18 protein-coding genes and 1 riboswitch are annotated in these 18453 nt (G+C 71.4%); of the genes, 10 read left to right on the top strand and 8 right to left on the bottom strand.

The features are described from left to right. Window position 1: 1 nt before the first annotated feature. From pucL to IF29_RS0100390, 5 genes are all read right to left on the bottom strand, one after another. Window positions 2-910, bottom strand: coding sequence for a factor-independent urate hydroxylase (gene pucL / locus IF29_RS0100410; protein ID WP_030248100.1), 909 nt, complete (start codon window positions 908-910; stop codon window positions 2-4). Window positions 911-917: 7 nt separating this feature from the next. After that, window positions 918-1235, bottom strand: coding sequence for a hydroxyisourate hydrolase (uraH, locus tag IF29_RS0100405; protein ID WP_030248099.1), 318 nt, complete (start codon window positions 1233-1235; stop codon window positions 918-920). Window positions 1236-1244: 9 nt separating this feature from the next. After that, on the bottom strand, window positions 1245-1724 hold the full coding sequence (gene uraD / locus IF29_RS0100400; RefSeq protein WP_051724721.1) for a 2-oxo-4-hydroxy-4-carboxy-5-ureidoimidazoline decarboxylase: 480 nt from the start codon (window positions 1722-1724) through the stop codon (window positions 1245-1247). Between the two features lie 92 nt (window positions 1725-1816). After that, the gene (locus tag IF29_RS0100395) at window positions 1817-2197 is read right to left on the bottom strand and encodes a helix-turn-helix domain-containing protein (protein WP_030248094.1); all 381 of its coding nucleotides are present in this window, start codon (window positions 2195-2197) and stop codon (window positions 1817-1819) included. Continuing rightward, the gene (locus IF29_RS0100390; RefSeq protein WP_030248093.1) at window positions 2194-2472 is read right to left on the bottom strand and encodes a thiamine-binding protein; all 279 of its coding nucleotides are present in this window, start codon (window positions 2470-2472) and stop codon (window positions 2194-2196) included. The genes IF29_RS0100395 and IF29_RS0100390 overlap by 4 nt, the downstream gene beginning before the upstream one ends. Before the next feature lie 147 nt (window positions 2473-2619). Between IF29_RS0100390 and IF29_RS0100385 the strand changes: the two genes are divergently transcribed. The 10 genes from IF29_RS0100385 (at window position 2620) to IF29_RS0100340 (ending at window position 14613) form a co-directional block, all read left to right on the top strand. Then, window positions 2620-3489, top strand: a complete 870-nt coding sequence (locus IF29_RS0100385) for a TIM barrel protein (protein WP_157623491.1) — start codon at window positions 2620-2622, stop codon at window positions 3487-3489. A gap of 134 nt (window positions 3490-3623) precedes the next feature. After that, on the top strand, window positions 3624-4508 hold the full coding sequence (locus IF29_RS0100380; protein WP_030248088.1) for a 2-hydroxy-3-oxopropionate reductase: 885 nt from the start codon (window positions 3624-3626) through the stop codon (window positions 4506-4508). Window position 4509: 1 nt separating this feature from the next. Continuing rightward, window positions 4510-6291, top strand: coding sequence for a glyoxylate carboligase (gcl, locus tag IF29_RS0100375; protein WP_030248087.1), 1782 nt, complete (start codon window positions 4510-4512; stop codon window positions 6289-6291). A gap of 254 nt (window positions 6292-6545) precedes the next feature. Further along, complete coding sequence (locus IF29_RS0100370; RefSeq protein WP_198037242.1) at window positions 6546-7667, top strand: glycerate kinase; 1122 nt, start codon at window positions 6546-6548, stop codon at window positions 7665-7667. Window positions 7668-7770: 103 nt separating this feature from the next. Beyond that, on the top strand, window positions 7771-9150 hold the full coding sequence (allB, locus tag IF29_RS0100365; protein WP_030248084.1) for an allantoinase AllB: 1380 nt from the start codon (window positions 7771-7773) through the stop codon (window positions 9148-9150). Further along, window positions 9147-10385 carry an allantoicase gene (gene alc, locus IF29_RS0100360; RefSeq protein WP_051724720.1) on the top strand — a complete coding sequence of 413 codons (1239 nt, stop codon included), beginning with the start codon at window positions 9147-9149 and terminating at the stop codon, window positions 10383-10385. The genes allB and alc overlap by 4 nt, the downstream gene beginning before the upstream one ends. A gap of 69 nt (window positions 10386-10454) precedes the next feature. Next, the gene (locus tag IF29_RS0100355) at window positions 10455-11930 is read left to right on the top strand and encodes a catalase (protein WP_030248080.1); all 1476 of its coding nucleotides are present in this window, start codon (window positions 10455-10457) and stop codon (window positions 11928-11930) included. A 198-nt stretch (window positions 11931-12128) separates the two neighbouring features. Continuing rightward, window positions 12129-12917, top strand: a complete 789-nt coding sequence (locus IF29_RS0100350; protein ID WP_030248078.1) for a VOC family protein — start codon at window positions 12129-12131, stop codon at window positions 12915-12917. Between the two features lie 87 nt (window positions 12918-13004). Further along, the gene (locus IF29_RS0100345) at window positions 13005-13787 is read left to right on the top strand and encodes an IclR family transcriptional regulator (RefSeq protein ID WP_084713368.1); all 783 of its coding nucleotides are present in this window, start codon (window positions 13005-13007) and stop codon (window positions 13785-13787) included. A 73-nt stretch (window positions 13788-13860) separates the two neighbouring features. Next, window positions 13861-14613: a GOLPH3/VPS74 family protein gene (locus IF29_RS0100340; protein ID WP_030248073.1), complete on the top strand. Its 753-nt coding sequence runs from the start codon at window positions 13861-13863 to the stop codon at window positions 14611-14613. A gap of 88 nt (window positions 14614-14701) precedes the next feature. On the opposite strand, the gene IF29_RS0100335 is transcribed toward IF29_RS0100340, so the two are convergent. The 3 genes from IF29_RS0100335 to IF29_RS0100325 form a co-directional block, all read right to left on the bottom strand. Beyond that, the gene (locus IF29_RS0100335) at window positions 14702-16120 is read right to left on the bottom strand and encodes a sugar porter family MFS transporter (RefSeq protein WP_232241959.1); all 1419 of its coding nucleotides are present in this window, start codon (window positions 16118-16120) and stop codon (window positions 14702-14704) included. A 140-nt stretch (window positions 16121-16260) separates the two neighbouring features. Beyond that, on the bottom strand, window positions 16261-17109 hold the full coding sequence (locus tag IF29_RS0100330) for a bifunctional 5,10-methylenetetrahydrofolate dehydrogenase/5,10-methenyltetrahydrofolate cyclohydrolase (RefSeq protein WP_030248068.1): 849 nt from the start codon (window positions 17107-17109) through the stop codon (window positions 16261-16263). 20 nt (window positions 17110-17129) lie between these two features. After that, a riboswitch (ZMP/ZTP riboswitch) is annotated at window positions 17130-17215 on the bottom strand. A gap of 37 nt (window positions 17216-17252) precedes the next feature. Next, window positions 17253-18446, bottom strand: a complete 1194-nt coding sequence (locus tag IF29_RS0100325) for an XdhC family protein (protein WP_030248067.1) — start codon at window positions 18444-18446, stop codon at window positions 17253-17255. Window positions 18447-18453: the final 7 nt, after the last annotated feature.

Genomic DNA, 18453 nt, shown 5'->3' with positions numbered 1-18453 from the left:
GCTATGCCACCGGGATGACCGGGGTCACGCCCTCGCGGTGCACCGTACCCTCGATCAGACCGTACGGGCGGTCCGCGGCGAAGTAGACCTCGTTGTTGTTCTTGAGGCCGAACGGCTCCAGGTCCACCAGGAAGTGGTGCTTGTTGGGCAGCTCCAGGCGGACCTCGTCCACCTCGGCGCGGTTGTTCAGGACCCGGCTGCCCATCGCGTACAGGGTCTGCTGCAGCGAGTAGGAGTAGGTCTCGGCGAAGGCCTCCAACAGGTGGCGGCGTACGTGGGTGTACGAGCGCTCCCAGTTGGGCTGGGTCTCCTCGCCGCTCCAGGAGTGCGCCCAACGGGCCGTCACCTGGGTGGCCAGGATCCGGTCGTAGGCCTCCTTGAGGGTGGTGTACTTGTCCTTGATGTAGCCCCAGAACTCCGAGTTGGTGGAGTTCATGACGGTCAGTTCCTTGAGGCCGGTGATGACCTCGAAGCGGTCGCCGTCGTAGGTGATCTGCGCGGTGCGGATCTCGCCGCCGTTGCGGACGAAGGAGTGGCCGACCTCCTCGGACCCTATGAAGCGCGCCGAGTTGTCCGGCGTGCGGATCCGGTCCCAGGTGTACTCCTCGATCCGGATCCGGGCCCGGCGGATCGGCTCGTTGTTGTCGACGAAGTGCCGGGCCAGGTGGATGCCGAAGGCCTCGGCCGACTCGATGCCGTGCTCCTTGGCGAACGCGTACACCGTGTTCTTGGTGGTGTCGGTCGGCAGGCAGTTGGCGTTGGAACCGGTCAGGTGGACGTCGTCCAGGTCGCCGGAGAGGGCGACCGAGACGTTCAGGTCCTTGATCTCGTGGCGGGTCGTGTCCCGGTAGATGCGGACGACACGGGTCTCCGCCTTTCCGTACTGGTTCTGGCCAAGAACGTGAGCCATGGGATCTCTAGCTTCCTCGGTAGACGGAGTACCCGTACGGGTTGAGCAGCAGGGGTACGTGGTAGTGGGCCTGGGCCGGGTCGACGTCGAAGACGATGGAGACCTCGGGGAAGAAGGGGCCCTCGGTGGTGAAGTTCAGCCGCAGCACCGTCCCCGCCGCCGTGTCCGGGACCGGCAGGTCCTTGCAGCGGCCGTCGGCGTCGGTGCTGGAGCCGCCGAGGACGGTCCAGCCGCCCCCGGCCCCCCGCTGGGCCAGCTCGACCGGGACGCCCTCGGCGGGGCGGCCGGTGCTGGTGTTCAGCACATGGGTGGAGATGGACGTCATGATGCTCCGTCAGTCCTCGGTGAGAAGGCGGTCGATACGGATGTCGTTGATCTTCCGCAGCTCGCCGCGGACGGTCTCGCGCTCGGTCGCCGCGTCGTTGCCGTAGCGCTCGCGCAGGGCGCCGAGCATCGTCCCGGCGGTGCGGCCGGTGGCGCAGATCAGGAAGACATGGCCGAACTTCGCCTCGTAGTCGGCGTTGGCCTGCGCCAGCTCGTCCAGCAGGGCGCGCTCGGCGCCCTGGACGCCGGACTGCTCGCGCTCGGAGGTCGCGTCCCCGGCCTTGGGCTGCCCGATCCGGGCGTGCCCCGCCATCGCGTCGCTCAGGTCGGCGGCGCTGAGCCCGGCCATCGCCGCGGCGTTGGCGGCGTGCACGGCTTCGGGGTCGGCCCAGGGGCCGGCGGCGCGGACCAGCTTCGCCCAGGTGGGGCTGGTGCAGATCTCGTCGAGCCCGGCTTCGAGCCGGGAGAGCGCGGAGGTGGACAGGGCCACGGATGACCTCCTACGAGGGGGGTGTCACCAAAAGCTAGGTCCACCACCGCCGTACGTCAACAGTTTGTTGAAAAAGTGTTGCGCGTCGGCGTTCAGGCGTCCTTCGTGGTCGCCTGCTGCCGGTTGAGGTAGTTGTAGACCGTGAAGCGGCTGACGCCGAGCGCCGCCGCGACGGTCTCCACGCCGTGCCGGATGGTGAAGGCGCCGCGCTCCTCCAGCTGTGCCACCACCCGCTGCTTGCTGGCGCGGTCCAGCGCGGTCAGCTCGACGCCGCCGAACTGCCGGCGCACCTCGCCGAGCAGCCGGTCCAGCGCGCTCTCCAGTCCGGGCAGTCGCACGGCGACGGCCGGCTGCTCCTCCCACTCCAGCAGCACGTCGTCCGGCCGGGCCTCGGCAGGGCTGACCGCGGTGGCGCCGACGGCGTCCAGGAGCGGCTTGATGGCCTGTGCCAGCGGGTGCTCCTCGCGGCTCATGCGCCGTCCTCCTCTCGCTCGGCTATCGGCCGGCCGGCCTCGTCCAGGGTGCTGACCTGGAGCGAGATCCGGGTGGCGCCGCTGGCCAGGGTCTCCCGGAGCAGTCGCTCCACGGCCGCGAGGGCGGCCGCGGCCTCCCCCTCCGCGCTGGTGCCGAACGGGCCGACGTCGACCGTCAGTCCCGCCTCGTCCACGGCGCGACGGGCGGCCTTGGCATGGTCGGGGAAGCCGTCGAGTTCGAACGGCTCTGTCGTGAACTCCACCTTCAATCGCACGGGCGCAGCGTATCCGACCGCTGTGCGGTCGGGCGGAGTGCCGATCGGCCATTTTCAACATTTTGTTGCGGCGGCCCTTGACAGTGACTCGCGGCCTCGTGCGATAGTTCCATCAAGCAGAAACGAGCTTCCGTATCGTGGAATTGAATGGGTGACCGCATGACCGCCGCCGCGCAGAAGCAGCACAACTGGCTCGACCAGCGCTGGACCGTGAACCTGTCGATCCTCTTCACCGAGCTCCCGCTGTTCGAGCGCCCCGCCGCGGCGGCGGCAGCCGGCTTCGACGCCGCCGAACTCTGGTGGACCCTGGACGGCCCCACCCCGCCCGACAGCGACCTGGACGCGCTGCGCCGCGCCTTCACCGATGCCGGCGTGCAGCTCACCGGGCTCAACTTCGACGCCGGGAACATGGCCGCGGGCTCCAAGGGCCTGCTCTCCCGCCCGGCCGAGTCCCAGCAGTTCCGCGACAACATCGCGGTCGCGGTCGGCCTCGCCGACTCGCTCGGCTGCCGCTCGCTGAACGCCCTCTACGGCAACCGGGTGGAGGGGGTGGACCTCAAGGTCCAGGACGAGCTGGCGCTGGAGAACCTCACCCTGGCCGCGCACGCCGCGCACGGCATCGGCGCGACCCTGCTGGTCGAGGCGCTGAACGCGCCGGAGGCGCCACTGTACGGGCTGCTCTCCAGCAAGGACGCGGTCGCGGTGGTGGACCAGGTCAACGCGGTCACCGGACTCGACAACACCCGCTTCCTCTGCGACCTCTACCACTTGGCCCGCAACGGCGAGGACCTCGTGTCGGTCATCGACACCTACGCCGACCGCATCGGCCACGTACAGGTGGCCGACGCCCCGGCCCGCAACTTCCCGGGCTCCGGCGAACTGGACTTCCCGTCCCTGCTGAGCCGTCTCGACGGCGTGGGCTACACCGGCTACGTCGGCCTGGAGTACAAGGCCGGACCGGAGCAGGACCCCTTCGCCTGGCTGCCCCGGGACCTGCGCACCAGTGCACGGGCCTAACCACTGACTGCCTTAGGGGCGCGGGGAACTGCGCTGCCAACCGTGCACCTCCGTAGAGCGCAGTTCCCCGCGCCCCCATCTGGTTGCAGCCTCCCTCGGCCCTTGACTGACCCTCACTTGTTTTGGAGTAACCAATGAGCAGGATCGCCTTTATCGGCCTCGGGATCATGGGCAGCCCGATGGCTGCCAACCTGGTCAAGGCCGGGCACACGGTCACCGGGTACAACCTGACCCAGCCGGCCATCGACAAGCTCGTGGCCGACGGCGGTCGCGCAGCGACCAGCATTGCCGAGGCCGTCGCCGAGGCCGAGGTGGTCATCACCATGGTCCCCGCCGACCCGCAGGTCGAGCAGGTGATCCTGGGTGAGGGCGGTGTCCTGGAGAACGCCAAGCCCGGCACCCTGGTCATCGACATGAGCAGCATCACCCCGCAGACCTCCATCAAGGTCGCCGAGGCCGCCGCCGCGAAGGGGATCCGCACCCTGGACGCCCCGGTGTCCGGTGGCGAGGCCGGTGCGATCGAGGCGGTTCTCTCGATCATGGTCGGCGGCGGCGCCGCCGACTTCGCCGAGGCCAAGCCGCTGTTCGACGTGCTGGGCACCACGGTCATCCACGTCGGCCCGGCCGGCGCCGGACAGACCGTCAAGGCCGCCAACCAGCTGATCGTCGCGGTCAACATCCAGGTCGTGGCCGAGGCCGTGGTCTTCCTGGAGAACGCCGGCGTCGACCTCCAGGCCGCGCTGGACGTGCTCGCGGGCGGCCTCGCCGGTTCCACCGTGCTGAACCGCAAGAAGGCCAACATGGTCGACCGCCAGTTCGCCCCGGGCTTCCGGATCGACCTGCACCACAAGGACATGGGCATCGTCACCGCCGCCGCCCGCGCCGTCGAGGCGCCGCTGCCGGTCGGCTCCCTGGTCGCCCAGCTGGTCGCCTCGGCCCGGGCCAACGGCGACGGTTCGCTGGACCACTCGGCACTGCTGCGCGGCGTCGAGCGCCTCGCCGGACGGAAGGTCAACTGACATGGCCCGTATGACTGCCGCCCAGGCGGCTGTTGAGATCCTCAAGGCCGAGGGTGTCACCCACATGTTCGGTCTGCCGGGTGCGGCGATCAACCCGTTCTACTCCGCGATGCGGACCAACGGCGGGCTGACCCACATCCTGGCCCGCCACGTCGAGGGCGCCTCGCACATGGCGGAGGGCTACACCCGCGCCAAGGCCGGCAACATCGGCGTCTGCATCGGCACCAGCGGCCCGGCCGGCACCGACATGATCACCGGTCTCTACTCGGCCAGCGCGGACTCGATTCCGATCCTGTGCATCACCGGGCAGGCGCCGGTCTCGAAGCTCCACAAGGAGGACTTCCAGGCCGTCGACATCACCTCCATCGCCAAGCCGCTCACCAAGATGGCGATGACCGTGCTGGAGCCGGCCCAGGTGCCCGGCGCGTTCCAGCAGGCCTTCCACCTGATGCGTTCGGGCCGTCCCGGCCCGGTCCTGATCGACCTGCCGATCGACGTCCAGATGGCCGAGATCGAGTTCGACATCGAGACCTACCAGCCGCTGCCGGTCTACAAGCCGTCCGCGAGCCGCGCCCAGATCGAGAAGGCGCTGGACCTGCTGCAGGCCTCGGAGAAGCCGCTGATCGTCTCCGGCGGCGGCGTCATCAACGCGGACGCGGCCGACCTGCTGGTCGAGTTCGCCGAGCTGACCGGCGTCCCGGTGGTCCCGACCCTGATGGGCTGGGGCAGCATCCCGGACGACCACGAACTGACGGCCGGCATGGTCGGCCTGCAGACCTCGCACCGCTACGGCAACGCGACCATGCTGGCCTCGGACTTCGTCCTGGGCATCGGCAACCGCTGGGCCAACCGCCACACCGGCGGCATCGACACCTACACGGCCGGACGCACCTTCGTCCACGTCGACATCGAGCCGACCCAGATCGGGCGGGTCTTCGCCCCCGACTTCGGCATCGTCTCCGACGCCAGGGCCGCGCTGGAGCTCTTCGTCGAGGTGGCGCGCGAGCGCAAGGCGGCCGGACAGCTCAAGGACCGCAGCGGGTGGGCGGCGAGCTGCCAGGAGCGCAAGGGCGAGCTGCTGCGCAAGACCGACTTCGAGAACGTCCCGGTCAAGCCGCAGCGGGTGTACCAGGAGATGAACCTGGCCTTCGGCCGGGACACCCGCTACGTCACCACCATCGGCCTCTCGCAGATCCAGGCCGCGCAGATGCTGCACGTCTACGGCCCGCGCAACTGGATCAACGCCGGCCAGGCCGGGCCGCTGGGTTGGACCCTGCCGGCCGCGCTGGGTGTCGCCACCGCCGACCCCGAGGGCACGGTCGTCGCGCTCTCCGGCGACTACGACTTCCAGTTCATGATCGAGGAGTTGGCGGTGGGGGCGCAGTTCCAGATCCCCTACGTCCACGTCGTCGTCAACAACGCCTACCTGGGCCTGATCCGCCAGGCGCAGCGCAACTTCGACATGGACTACCACGTCCAGCTGTCCTTCGAGAACGTCAACGCCCCCGAGGTCAACGGCTACGGCGTGGACCACGTCAAGGTCGCCGAGGGTCTGGGCTGCAAGGCGATCCGGGTCTTCGACCCGAGCGAGCTCGGTGCCGCGTTCGAGCAGGCCAAGAAGCTGATGGCCGAGTTCAGGGTGCCGGTGGTCGTCGAGGTCATCCTGGAGCGCGTCACCAATGTCTCGATGTCGGGCAGCGACATCGACAAGGTGAACGAGTTCGAGCCGATCGCCGAACGCGCCTCGGACGCGCCCAGCGCCCTGCTCAACACCCTGGGCTAGCCCCCACCGACTCCCCCCGCGCCGGTAGATCCATTCCGGTCGTGCCCGCCGACGCGGGGGGCCCACCCGTCGCCCGCCACCACCCTTCCAAGGGCGCGCTGCGCGCGACGCCTCCTGATCTTCCTCTCGGCGGCGTGACCCATCCCATGATGGAATCCGGTCGTGCCCGCGCCGCCGGGAGGAGACCCACCATGTATGGCGCAAACCGGAAGATTGAGGACGCGATGACCCAGCAGCAGGAGACCACCGGTCATGTGGTCGTCGCACCCGACAAGTTCAAGGGCAGCCTGACCGCTGCCGAAGCCGCCGAGCACATCGCCGCAGGCATCCTGCGGACCGCGCCCGGCACCGACGTCCGTACCCTCCCCGTCGCCGACGGCGGCGAGGGGACCGTGCTGGCCGCGCTCGCGGCGGGCTACCGCCGCGTCGCGCTGACGGTGAGCGGCCCGACCGGCGAGCCGGTCGAGGCGGCCATAGCCGTCCGCGAGGACACCGCCGTGGTGGAGGCCGCGCAGGCCAGCGGGCTGACGCTGCTCCCCGGCGGGGTTCCGGCGCCGCTGACGGCGAGCAGCTACGGCACCGGGCAGTTGGTCGCCCGGGCGCTGGACCTCGGCTGCACCCGGATCGTCCTCGGCCTGGGCGGAGTCGCCTGCACCGACGGCGGCGCCGGCCTGGTCCAGGCCCTCGGCGCGACGCTGCAGGACGCCGAGGGCACCGATCTCCCCCCTGGCGGCGCCGCCCTGAGCCGGCTGCACCATCTCGACCTCGGACCCGTCGCGGGAGCGCTCCGCGGGGTCGAGGTGGTGATCGCCAGCGACGTCGACAACCCGCTGCTCGGCGAGCGCGGCGCCCCCGCCGTCTACGGCCCGCAGAAGGGCGCGGGCCCGGCGGACGTGGCCGAGCTGGACGCGGCCCTCGCGCACTGGGCCGACGCCGTCGCCAAGGCCACCGGCACCGAACTGCGCGAGGCCCCGGGGGCCGGCGCCGCCGGCGGACTGGGCTTCGGCGCGATGGCGCTGCTGGGGGCCCGTATGCGGCCCGGGATCGAGCTGCTGCTCGATCTGCTGGGCTTCGACCGGGCCGTGCGGGGAGCCGGCCTGGTCGTGACCGGCGAGGGATGCCTGGACGTGCAGACACTGCACGGCAAGGCCCCCGCCGGGGTCGCCGCGGCGGCCGCAGGGGCGGGGGTCCCGGTGGTCGCCGTGGCAGGCCGACTCGAACTCGACGCGCCCGCCTGGCGCGGCGCCGGCTTCGCCGCCGCCTACGAACTCGCGGCGCTGGCCGGTCCGGGGGCGACGGCGGCCGAGAGCATCGCCCGTGCCGCCGAGCTGGCCGAGCTGGCCGGGGAGCAGATCGCTCAACGCTTCCTGCTCTGACCGCCGGGCGATGTGGAGATTCGAACGTTGACGTTTTGTTGAAGCCGCCCGTAGTCTCCCCCTACCACCTGAGCCGCAGCATCCGTTCCGCGCCGCAGCACCGATCCCGGAGGTTGAGTTGACCCAGGTCTTCCGATCCCGTCGCGCCGTCCTCCCCGAGGGCGAGCAGGCCGCCGATGTCGTGGTCCGCGAGGGGAAGATCGTCGAGGTGCTGCCCTACGGGCAGGCCGACGGTGGCCAGAACGACGGTACCCGGACCGACCTGGTCGACCTGGGCGACCTGGCCCTGCTGCCCGGTCTGGTCGACAGCCACGTGCACGTCAACGAGCCGGGGCGGACCGAGTGGGAGGGCTTCGCCACCGCCACCCGCGCGGCCGCCGCCGGCGGCGTGACCACCATCGTGGACATGCCGCTGAACTCCATCCCGCCGACCACCACGGTCGCCAACCTGGAGGCCAAGCGCAAGGTCGCCGACGGCCAGACCTTCGTCGACGTCGGCCTCTGGGGCGGTGCGATCCCCGGCAACACCGCGGATCTCGAACCGCTGTACCGGGCCGGGGTGTTCGGCTTCAAGAGCTTCCTCGCCCCGTCCGGGGTGGACGAGTTCCCGCATCTGACGGGCGGTCAACTCGAAGAGGCCCTCGCCGAGCAGGCCCGGATCGGCGCCCTGGCCATCATCCACGCCGAGGACCCCGCCGTCCTGGATGCCGCACCGCAGCAGCCCGGCCCGCACTACTCGGACTTCCTGGCCTCCCGGCCGGACGACGCCGAGGCCACCGCGGTGGCCGGCCTGCTGGCCGCCGCCCGGCGCACCGGCGCCCGGGTGCACATCCTGCACGTCTCCTCGGCCGCCGTGCTGCCGCTGCTGCGGCAGGCCCGCGCCGACGGCGTCCAGGTCACCGCCGAGACCTGCCCGCATTACCTCACACTGGCCGCCGAGCAGGTCCCGGACGGCGACACCGCCTTCAAGTGCTGCCCGCCGATCCGCGACGAGTCCAACCGCGACCTGCTCTGGCAGGCCCTGGCGGACGGGGAGTTCGCGGCGGTGGTGTCCGACCACTCGCCGTCCACGCCGGACCTCAAGCACCTCGCCCGCTACGGCGGCAACGGCGACTTCGCCGCCGCCTGGGGCGGCATCGCCTCGCTCCAGCTCGGCCTGCCGGCCATCTGGACCGAGGCCCGCCGCCGCGGCTTCGCCCTGGCCGACGTGGTGCGCTGGATGAGCTCCGGCCCGGCGGCCCTGGTCGGGCTGTGTACGAAGGGGGCCATCGCCCCCGGCAAGGACGCCGACCTGGTCGCCTTCGACCCCGACGCCGCCTTCACCGTCGACCCCGAGGGCCTGCACCACCGCAACCCCGTAACCCCGTACGCAGGCCGTTCGCTGACTGGCGCCGTCCGTACCACCTGGCTTCGCGGCCAGGTCGTGGACGTCGACGCTGACGCCCGTCCGATCGGCCGCATCATCGCCCGAGGAGAAGCATGACCGAGAGTCAGCAGCCCGCCGCCTTCACCGAGTTGGTCAACCTCGCAGCCCGCGGTCTGGGCGCCGGCGTGGTGGACGCCAATGACGAGCTGTTCGCCGAGAAGGAGAACCTGATCGTCGCTGCGGCCGCCGAGTTCCGGCCGCACACCTTCGGGCACAAGGGCCAGATCATGGACGGCTGGGAGACCCGCCGCCGCCGGGGCGCCGGCGCCGACGAGCCGCACCCCACCGACGACGACCACGACTGGGCGGTGGTCCGGCTGGGCGCGGCCGGCGTGGTCCGCGGCGTCATCGTCGACACCGCCCACTTCACCGGCAACTACCCGGAGACCGCCTCGGTCGAGGCCGCCTCCGTCCCCGGCCACCCCTCCCCGGCCGAGCTGGCCGCGGCCGAGTGGACCGAGATCGTGCCCCGCACCGCGCTCAAGGGCGACACCGCCCATGAGTTCGCGGTCGACAGCGAGCAGCGCTTCACCCATGTCCGCCTCAACATCTGGCCGGACGGCGGCGTGGCGCGGCTCCGGGTGCACGGCGAGGTCGTCGCCGACCCGCGCGACCTGGACGGGCTGACCTTCGACCTGGCCGCGCAGGAGCACGGCGGCGTCGCCACCGGCGCCTCGGACCGCTACTTCTCCTCCCCGCACAACCTCAACTCGCTGGGCCGCGCGGCGGTCATGGGCGAGGGCTGGGAGACCCGGCGGCGCCGCAACAAGGACAACGACTGGGTCGAGCTCAACCTGGCCGGCACCGGCGAGGTGCTGGCGATCGAGCTGGACACCACCCACTTCGTCGCCAACTGCCCGGGCTGGGCCTCGGTATCCGGCCGCGACGCCGCCAGCGGCGAGTGGTTCGACCTGCTGCCGCGCACCCGGCTCCAGCCCGACACCCGGCACCGCTTCCGGGTCGCCCCGCAGCGCCCGGTCGACGGCGCCCGGCTGAACGTCTTCCCGGACGGCGGGGTGGCCCGGCTGCGGCTCACCGGCCGGCTCACCGAGGCGGGACGGGCGGCCCTGGCGCTGCGCTGGTTCAACCTGGTGCCGGTCGAGGAGGCGGTGCAGGCCCTGACCGACGCCGGCCTGACCCGAGCTGAGGCTGCGTCAGTCACCGGAGCCCGTCCTTTCGCTGACGCCGCGTCGGCGCAGTCCGCGGTTGCCGCACTGGCGCCCGCCGACACCCCCGACGGCGCGGAGACCTCCCGCCGCCGGGCCGCGATCTGGCGGCTGCTGGGCGTCTGAGACGACGGCCCGCCCAGCAGCTGCCGCACCACCCTTCACCTTTCCCTGAGCCACTACCGAGGTACCGCCATGCCTGAAACCAGCACCGCCAAAATCCTCACCACCGAGTCCGGCGCGCCCGTCGCCGACAATCAGAACAGCGCCCAGGCCGGCATCGGCGGCCCGGTGCTGATCCAGGACCAGCAGCTGATCGAGAAGCTCGCCCGGTTCAACCGCGAGCGCATCCCGGAGCGCGTGGTGCACGCCCGCGGTTCCGGCGCCTACGGCTACTTCGAGGTGACCGACGACGTCACCCCGTACACCCGTGCCAATTTCCTGAACACGGTCGGCAAGCGCACCGAGGTCTTCCTGCGCTTCTCCACCGTGGCCGGCAACCTCGGCGCCGGCGACGCGGTGCGCGACCCCCGCGGCTTCGCGCTGAAGTTCTACACCGAGGAGGGCAACTACGACCTCGTCGGCAACAACACCCCGGTGTTCTTCATCAAGGACCCGATCAAGTTCCCCGACTTCATCCACTCCCAGAAGCGCGACCCGTTCACCGGCGTGCAGGAGGCGGACAACGTCTGGGACTACTGGTCCTACTCGCCCGAGTCGCTGCACCAGATCACCTGGCTCTTCGGCGACCGCGGCATCCCGGCCTCCTACCGCCACATGAACGGCTACGGCTCGCACACCTACCAGTGGGTCGCCGCCGACGGCGCCGCCTACTGGGTGAAGTACCACTTCAAGACCAACCAGGGCGTGCGCAGCCTGGACGCCGGCCAGGCGGCCGAGCTGGTCGGCCAGGACGCCGACAGCCACCAGCGCGACCTGCACCAGGCCATCGAGCGCGGCATCTTCCCGTCCTGGACGGTGCACGTGCAGCTGATGCCGGTGGCCGAGGCGGCCGACTACCGCTTCAACCCGTTCGACCTCACCAAGGTGTGGCCGCACGCGGACTACCCGCTGCACAAGATCGGGCGACTGGTCCTGAACCGCAACCCCGACAACGTCTTCGCCGAGGTCGAGCAGGCCGCGTTCTCGCCGAACAACTTCGTCCCCGGCATCGGCCCCTCGCCCGACAAGATGCTCCAGGGCCGGCTGTTCGCCTACGCGGACGCGCACCGGTACCGCCTGGGCGTCAACCACACCCAGCTCTCGGTCAACGCCCCCAGGGCCACCACCGCGCAGAACTACGGCCGGGACGGCCTCGGCGCGGCCAACACCGCGGGCCGGGCCAAGAACTACGAGCCCAACTCCTACGACGGCCCGCGCCAGACCGACCAGGCCCTGGCCGCCCCGACCGCGGTGCACGGCTGGACCGGCACCCATGCGGCCCTGGCGCACGCCAAGGACGACGACTTCTTCCAGGCGGGCGAGCTGTACCGGCTGATGTCGGACGGCGAGAAGGAGCGTCTGATCGCCAACCTGGCCGGCTCCATCGGCTCGGTCGGCCGCGACGACGTGGTCGAGCGGGTCCTGCCGTTCTTCCACGCGGCCGACGCCGACTACGGCCGGCGGCTGCAGGCCGCCGTCGAGGCGATCCGCAACGCCGACGAGGCCTGATCCCCGGCTGATCGGCGGCTGATCGACGGCTGACCCCAGGCCGATCGGCGGCAGTGAACCAGCGGACCCCGGTGCAGCGTCGCACCGGGGTTCGCTCTTCTGTTCTATTCTGCGATTCCGGTAGCGGAGTGGCAGCGGACGGTGAAGAGTGTCCCCCGGGGGGACCGTCCGCACGTCTCATTCCGGAGGCTCGCACCGATGCCCGAAGTCAAAGCCCCATACGCACCTGGAACCCCCTGCTGGGTGGACCTGATGGTCCCGGACCAGCAGGCCGCACTCGACTTCTACCGCGACATCCTCGGCTGGCAGGGCGAGCCCGGGGCCGCCGAGACCGGCGGCTACGCGGTCTGTACCTACAAGGGCCTGCCGGTCGCCGGCATCGGCCCGACCATGGACGAGTCCACGCCCACCGTGTGGACCACCTACCTGGCCACCGGCGACGCCGAGGCCACCGCGGCCGCCATCGGCAAGGCCGGCGGCACCATCATGATGCCGCCGATGGACGTGATGACCCTCGGCCGGATGATGGTCGCGGTCGACCCGGCCGGCGCGGTCTTCGGCGTCTGGCAGCACAAGGACTTCATCGGCGCGCAGCTCGTCAACGAACCGGGCGCGCTGGCCTGGAACGAGTGCAACTCCCGCGACGCGGAGGCCTCCGGCGCCTTCTACAAGACCGTGTTCGGCCTCGGCGTCGGCCCGATCCCCGGCGCGCCCGAGGGTCCCGGCGGCTACCTCACCATCCAGGTCGACGGACGCCCGGTCGGCGGCATCAACCCGATGACCGACGAGAACTTCCCGGAGGAGGTCCCCTCGCACTGGATGACCTACTTCTGCGTCGACGACACCGACAGCACCGTGGACGCCGCCGTCAAGCGCGGCGCCAACGTCACCTCGGCGCCGCAGGACACCCCCTTCGGCCGGATGGCGGCGCTGACCGACCCCTGGGGCGCGTCCTTCTCGATCATCCAGGACATGCCCACGGGCTGACCCCGGACCATCGGACTGACGTACGGTCATTCCCGCTTTCCGTGCAAGCCATGCCCATCAGCCGTGTCGCTGATTACTCTGATGGGCATGGCGGCACAGAACAGCACCCGTCCGGCCGATGCGGCCCCACCTTCCGGGGCCCCGCGCGGCCCGGTCGCGCGTGCGCTGCGGCTGCTGGAGGCGGTGGACCGGCACCCGCACGGGAGCACCCCGGTCGAGCTGGCCGCCGAGGTCGGGCTGCCGATCGAGGCGGCCCGGCGGCTGCTGCGCACCCTGGAGCGCGAGGGCTACCTGCAGCGTCTGGACGACGGCGCCTACGTCATCGGCGGTGCGCTGGCCCTGCTGGGCGAGGGCAGCCGCGAGCTGATGATCCAGTCCCGGCTGCTGGCCAAGCTCTCCTCACTGCGGGACGAGCTCGGCGCCGCCGTCTACTTCAGCCGGTACCAGGACGGCGAGGTCTCCGTGGACGTGGTGGTGGACAGTCCGTCCACCCCGAGCGTCCACGAATGGGTGGACTTCCGGGCCACCGGCCACGCCAGCGCCCTGGGCAAGTGCCTGCTCGGGCAGCTGGACCACGACGGCCGCCGGGACCACTTCTTCCGCCACCCGGCCGCCCGGTTCACCCCCAGCACCGAGATCGACCAGACGGTGCTGCTGCACCGGCTGGACCGTCAGCCGGCGACGGTGCCGGTGCTCGACCTCCAGGAGTACGCCCTCGGGACGGTCTGCGCGGCGGTGCCCGTCACGGCCGGGGGAAGCGTCGGCGCGCTCGGCTTCTCGCTCCCGCTGGACCAGTCCTTCCGGCTCCGCGAGACCGCCGAGACCCTCGCCTCCCGCGCCGCCCCGGTGCTGCTGGCGCTGTCGCTCTGAGATTTCCGCCCGGCCGGCGAACCCGCAGGCCCCAGCCCTGTCCATGGGGGTCGCCGCGACATACGTTGAAGGTATGACACGCGGACGAGAACTGGCACTGCTTGCCTGGGACGACCGGACCGGAGAACTGGACGGTGGACCCGAGCTCGGCTGCGCCCTCGCCGGGGCGGAACTCCTCGATCTGCTGGAGGCGGGACGGCTCGGCATCCGCGGCGCCAATCTGACGCTGCTCGGCCGGACCCAGACCGAACCGCACACCGGCGACCCGCGGTTCGACCGCGCGATCGCGGTGATCAAGCTGATCCCCGAACCCAAGGTGGTCCAGGCCTGGATCAAGCGGCATGCGCCGGAACTCAGGGACAGCTACCGCGCCCTGCTGGAGGACGAGGGCACCATAGCCCCCCGGCGCGGCCGCCGCCTCGGCCTGATCCCGACCTCCCGCACCGCGCTCGCGGACCCGTCCGAACGCGACGGGCTGATCGCCCGGCTGTCGCTGCTCGCGACCGAGGACGAGCCCTTCGCGGCGCTGGCCCACCGGGCCGGCCTCACCCCGCTGCTGTTCCCGGGCCCCGAGCAGGAGGAGCTCCGCGAGTCCATCGCCGAGACCACCCGCTCCCTGAGCGAGGCCCTGCCGGCAGCCGCGGACCCGGAGGTGCTTGCCGACCCGGACACCGCCGTCCGCACGGTGCTCCGCCAGGTCCGCGACGCGGTGGTGCAGCTGCGCACGGCCGGCCCGAAGAAGCGCGGCGGCTACGACTCGTTGTCGCACAACTCGCCGGGCGACTCCACCACCAGCATCGCCGGCCTCGGCGGCGGAGGCATCTGATCCGACGCCGACGGCGAGGGCGCGGCCACCAGGGGCCGCGCCCTCGCCGTCAACGGACCGAGGACTGGGAACTGCTGCTGACGACTGGTCAGCCGACCATGTCCTCGAGTCGCTTGCCCTTGGTCTCCTTGACGAACTTGGCCACGAAGGGGATCGAGAGCGCGGCGAAGACCGTGTAGATGACGTAGGTCGTGGTGAGGTTCCAGCCCGCGAGGCTCGGGAAGGTCGCGGTGATCACCCAGTTGGCGATCCAGTTGGCCGCGGCGCCGACACCCAGCGCGGCGGCGCGGATCCGGTTCGGGAACATCTCGCCGAGCATGACCCAGACCACGACGCCCCAGGACATCGCGAAGAAGAAGACGAACGCGTGGGCGGCGATCAGCGCCACCATGCCCTGGCCGTGCGGCAGCGTTTCCCCGGACTTGGCCGAGAACGCCCAGGCCTCAAAGGCCAGCGAGACGGCCATGCCGGAGGAGCCGATCAGGGCGAGCGCCCGGCGTCCGATCCGGTCGACCAGGATCATCGCGACGACGGTACCGACGATGTTCACGATCGAGGTGGTGAACGAGTACAGGAAGGACGAGCTCGGGTCGATGCCGACCGACTGCCACAGCGTGTTCGAGTAGTAGAAGGCGACGTTGATGCCGACCAGCTGCTGGAACACGGCCAGGCCGATGCCGACCCAGACGATCGGCTTGAAGCCGAAGCGGGCGCCGAGCAGGTCCTTGAAGGTGGACTGGTGCTCGGACTCCATGCCGGCGCGGATCTCGGCGACCCGGGCGTCCAGGTCCCGGCTCTCGCCCTCGACCTCGGCGATGACGGCCTTGGCGCGGTCGGTCTTGCCGACCGAGATCAGGAAGCGCGGGGACTCGGGGATGGCGAACGACAGCAGCCCGTAGACCACGGCCGGGACCACCATCACGCCGAGCATGACCTGCCAGGCCTCCAGGCCCAGCAGGTGGCCGCGGTCGTTGCCGCCGGCGGCGTTGAGCAGGCCCCAGTTGACGAGCTGGGAGATGGCGATGCCGATGACGATGGCCGCCTGCTGGAACGAGGCCAGCCGGCCGCGGTAGGCGGGCGGTGCGACCTCGGCTATGTAGGCGGGGCCGATGACGGAGGCCATGCCGATGCCGAAGCCGCCGATGACGCGCCACAGCGCGAGGTCCCACACGGCGAAGGAGAGCGCCGAGCCGACGGCGCTGACGGTGAACAGCACGGCGGCGATCTGCATGACGCGGATGCGCCCGATCCGGTCCGCGACCCGCCCGGCCACGGCGGCGCCGATGGCGCAGCCGATCAGCGCGATGGCGACGACCTGGGCCAGCTCGGCGGAGCCGATGCCGTACTTGCTCTGGATCGCACCGGTGGCGCCGTTGATGACGGAGCTGTCGTAGCCGAAGAGGAAGCCGCCCATGGCAGCGGCGGCGGTGATGAAGATGACGTGGCCCAGACTGTCGCCGGCGCTGCGAGGGGGCCTGGCGGACGTGGGCAGGGTGGTGCTGGTCACTGCGGTGCTCCTTGGCGTCCGGCATCCTCGCCGGACTTGAAGGCTGTGGCTTGAAGACTTTGGTCAACCAGCTGAGAATATGCCTTCAAGATGTGAAGTCAAAGTGACCTAAATTCGGGCAGGTGGGAGTACATGACACGTCACAAGTTGAACAAAACGCGCTCCGCCGCGTCCACCGTCTGTTCCAGCAGCACCGCGATCGTCATCGGGCCGACTCCGCCGGGGACCGGGGTGACCAGGGCGGCTCGTTCCATCGCGCCGGCGAAGTCGACGTCGCCGACGTTGCCGGGGTTGTAGCCGGCGTCGACGACGACGGCGCCGGGCTTGAGGTCGTGGCCCTTGATGAACTCGGGCCTGCCGACGGCGGCCACCACGATGTCGGCGGCGGCCAGATGCGAGGCCAGGTCGACGGTCCGGGAGTGGCAGTAGGTGACGGTGGCGTCGCGGGCCAGCAGCAGCATGCCCATCGGCTTGCCCAGGATCGGGCTGCGGCCGACCACGACGGCCTGACGGCCGCTCAGTTCCACACCGTGGGCGTCGAGGAGGCGGATGATGCCGCCCGGGGTGCAGGAGGCGAAGCCGGGCTCGCCGAAGGCCATGGCGGCGAAGGAGTGCATGGTGACGCCGTCGACGTCCTTGGCCGGGGCGATGGCCTCGAAGGCGGCCCGCTCGTCGATGTGCGCGGGGACCGGGTGCTGCAGCAGGATGCCGTGCACGCCGGGGTCGTCGGAGAGCGCTCGCACCGCGGCGACCAGCTCCGCCGTGGTGGTCTCGGCGGGCAGCCGGACCAGGCGGGAGTCGATGCCCGCCTTGGCGGAGCGGTTGCGCTTCATGGTGACGTAGGTGACCGAGGCCGGGTCGTCGCCGACCAGGACGGTGGCGAGGGCGGGCCGGACGCCGTGCTCCTCGAACAGGGCCTGCGCCCGCAGGGCGCAGCGTTCGACGATCTGCCGGGCGAGGGCGGTACCGGACATGAGCTGGGCGGACATGGGCGGATCCCGGTGCTGGAAGGGTGTGCCCAGGCGCGCGGCTTCGCTCCGAAGGCGGGTCGCTCCCCGGTGGTGGTCCACCCAAGCGCCAGTTACGGCCCGCCCGGGAAGCATAGGTCATCCGCCTCGCGGGCCCGGGGGCCTCAGGCGATCCGGCGCGGCAGGTCGCTGACCCGCAGCGGGTGGTCGTGGTGGATCGGGCCGCTGTGGCTGCTGAGCGGCAGGCAGGTGCCGCCGCGGCGGTGGGCGACGATCTCGGCGGCGACGGCGACCGCCGTCTCCTCCGGGGTGCGGGCGCCGAGGTCCAGGCCGATGGGGGAGCGCAGCCGGTTCAGCTCGACCTCGGTCAGGCCGGCCTCGCGCAGCCGGTCCAGCCGCTCCAGGTGGGTGCGGCGCGACCCCATCGCGCCGACGAAGCCCAGCGGCAGCCGCAGCGCCCGCTCCAGCAGCGGGATGTCGAACTTGGCGTCGTGCGTCAGCACGCACAGCGCGGTGCGGCCGTCCACCCGTCCGGCGGCGACCTCGGCGTCCAGGTAGCGGTGCGGCCAGTCGACGACGACGGCGTCGGCGGTGGGGAAGCGGCGCTCGGTGGCGAAGACCGGCCGAGCGTCGCAGACGGTGACGTGGTAGCCGAGGAAGCCGCCGATGCGGGCGACCGCCGCGGCGAAGTCGATGGCCCCGAAGACGATCATCCGCGGGGCGGGGACGTGCGACTCGACGAAGAAGGTGACGGTCCGTTCGGAGTCGGCGTCGGTCTCCGCCGAGGTGGCGTCGGGGGTGCACGGCCGGCCGTCCAGCGCCAGCGTGAACTGCCCGGTGCGCCCGGCGTCCAGCATGGCCCGGCCGTGGGTGGCGGCGGCCCGTTCCAGTGCCGGGTACCGGCCGAAGGTGCCGTGGTGGGTGTCGCCGGTGACGGCCAGGGCGGAGCCGAGCATGGCGGCCGGTCCGGCGACGGCGCGGACCAGGGCGACCGGGGTGCCCGAGTGGATGTGGGCGAGGGCGGCGTCCAGCCCCTCCGAGGCGCCGGGGACGACCGGCTGGACGAAGACGTCGATGATGCCGCCGCAGGTCAGACCGACGGCGAAGGCGTCCTCGTCCGAGAAGCCGAAGCGGTGCAGCTCCGGCTTCCCGGACGCGAGCGCGGACTGGCACAGCTCGTAGACCGCCCCCTCCACGCATCCCCCCGACACGCTGCCGACGGCCTCGCCGTCGTTGTCCACGGCCAGCGCCGCCCCGGGATCGCGCGGGGCGCTCCCGGAGACGGACACCACGGTGGCCACGGCGAAGGAGCGACCCGCTGCATGCCAGGCGTCGAGCTGCTCGGCGATGTCCTGCATGGGTGGC

Source organism: Streptacidiphilus jeojiense (assembly GCF_000719095.1).
In the GTDB taxonomy this organism is placed as follows: domain Bacteria; phylum Actinomycetota; class Actinomycetes; order Streptomycetales; family Streptomycetaceae; genus Streptacidiphilus; species Streptacidiphilus jeojiensis.
The sequence above is the reverse complement of the archived record's forward strand: the minus strand, read 5'-3'. Positions and strand labels throughout refer to the sequence as shown.

Coding starts and splice junctions, on each gene's coding strand:
- IF29_RS0100395 (WP_030248094.1), bottom strand. CDS start 2,197: ATGAGCCGCGAGGAGCACCCGCTGGCACAGGCCATCAAGCCGCTCCTG.
- IF29_RS0100345 (WP_084713368.1), top strand. CDS start 13,005: ATGGCGGCACAGAACAGCACCCGTCCGGCCGATGCGGCCCCACCTTCC.
- uraH (WP_030248099.1), bottom strand. CDS start 1,235: ATGACGTCCATCTCCACCCATGTGCTGAACACCAGCACCGGCCGCCCC.
- IF29_RS0100385 (WP_157623491.1), top strand. CDS start 2,620: ATGGGTGACCGCATGACCGCCGCCGCGCAGAAGCAGCACAACTGGCTC.
- IF29_RS0100340 (WP_030248073.1), top strand. CDS start 13,861: ATGACACGCGGACGAGAACTGGCACTGCTTGCCTGGGACGACCGGACC.
- gcl (WP_030248087.1), top strand. CDS start 4,510: ATGGCCCGTATGACTGCCGCCCAGGCGGCTGTTGAGATCCTCAAGGCC.
- IF29_RS0100350 (WP_030248078.1), top strand. CDS start 12,129: ATGCCCGAAGTCAAAGCCCCATACGCACCTGGAACCCCCTGCTGGGTG.
- alc (WP_051724720.1), top strand. CDS start 9,147: ATGACCGAGAGTCAGCAGCCCGCCGCCTTCACCGAGTTGGTCAACCTC.
- IF29_RS0100355 (WP_030248080.1), top strand. CDS start 10,455: ATGCCTGAAACCAGCACCGCCAAAATCCTCACCACCGAGTCCGGCGCG.
- IF29_RS0100380 (WP_030248088.1), top strand. CDS start 3,624: ATGAGCAGGATCGCCTTTATCGGCCTCGGGATCATGGGCAGCCCGATG.
- pucL (WP_030248100.1), bottom strand. CDS start 910: ATGGCTCACGTTCTTGGCCAGAACCAGTACGGAAAGGCGGAGACCCGT.
- IF29_RS0100330 (WP_030248068.1), bottom strand. CDS start 17,109: ATGTCCGCCCAGCTCATGTCCGGTACCGCCCTCGCCCGGCAGATCGTC.
- IF29_RS0100325 (WP_030248067.1), bottom strand. CDS start 18,446: ATGCAGGACATCGCCGAGCAGCTCGACGCCTGGCATGCAGCGGGTCGC.